Below are 1,167 nucleotides of genomic sequence, written 5' to 3' on the forward strand. Positions count from 1 at the left end.
GCAGTCCGCGCATCCGACGCCGAAGTAGGCTTCGCACGCGCCAGAGGTATCGCGCACGGGCCCCCGCATGGTGCGCCCTGCCGGGCACACCACGGCTCGCGTCGAGGGCTGAAACTCGAAGGCCTCGCGCGGGAGCATTCCGGGTTTGTTGGCCAGCGGGCCCGTCGGGGAGGACTCCTTGAGAAGCACATCCACCCAAGCGCGGTTGAGTGCGGCGAAGCGCAGGTCCTCCTCGCTCCAGTAGCCCGCGTCGCCAGCCACCTGAAGCTGCGCGGACGCGGGCAGCCCGGCCTGATGCAGCACCCGCCGCGCCTCCTGGAGGGCCTGGGCCAGGTGGCCCTTGTCATTGCCCGAAGCCGACAGCAGCACCCCCACCACCAGCCGCTGCCGCGCCCCACTGGAGACCACCGTCACCCGGTGGCCCGGGTGCACCCCATTGCCGGGAAACTGCATCAGCCCCGCGCTGGGGTTGCTGAGCACCACGGTGGCCGCTGCCCGCTCTTGGCACAGCAAGACGGCCTGCTGGTGGCGCTGCACCTGGTCCTCATGGTGCTTTTGCGCTGACGCCGTCAGCAAGCGGACCTCCACCTGGGCCAATGCCTCGAGGCGCTTGAGCGAGTGCCGCTGCACGCGCACCTGACGGCCGCTGGCGTGCGCCCGCAGACGCACACTATCGACGGCCAGGCACTGCTCCTCGATGAGGCCTTCCTGGTAGGCCCACCGGACGGTTTCTTCCATCGCTGCCAGGAAGAGGGGGCCCTGGCTGGCGCGGAAGCGGTTGAGCACGGAGCGGCTGACGCAGTGGCCCGCGCTCAACAGCCGCAGCGCCAGGTCCGTCTGCAGCGCATGCGCCAGTTGCGTGCCCTGGTGCACGCCGACGAGGCTGGCGTACACCCAGAGCGCCAGCAACTCGCGCGGCGCATACCCCTTCTGTCCCAACGCCGAGTACCCCGCCTCCACCCGCCCCAGCTCGAAGCGCTTCACCACCTCTCGCACCTTCCGGGCCAGGTGCTCCCGCGGCACCAGTCGCTCAGCGGCGGCAAGCACCTCGCGCTCCGCTCCCTTGAAGCGCGGAGTCGGGTCCTTTGCGACGCGGCGCCTGCCCCCCTGCTCGGCAGAGGCGCAGGAGGCTCCTTCTTCTGAAGTCATCTCTCTTCTACGGGACCC

1 protein-coding gene is annotated in these 1,167 nt (G+C 70.4%); it reads right to left on the bottom strand.

Annotation, left to right across the window (positions count from 1 at the left end; all coding sequences use genetic code 11):
• On the bottom strand, window positions 1-1,047 hold a 1,047-nt coding region (locus D7Y15_RS43555; protein ID WP_148713054.1), incomplete at its 3' end, for an IS5/IS1182 family transposase.
• Window positions 1,048-1,167: the final 120 nt, after the last annotated feature.

The organism is Corallococcus sp. AB030, assembly GCF_003668965.1.
Lineage (GTDB): Bacteria > Myxococcota > Myxococcia > Myxococcales > Myxococcaceae > Corallococcus > Corallococcus exiguus.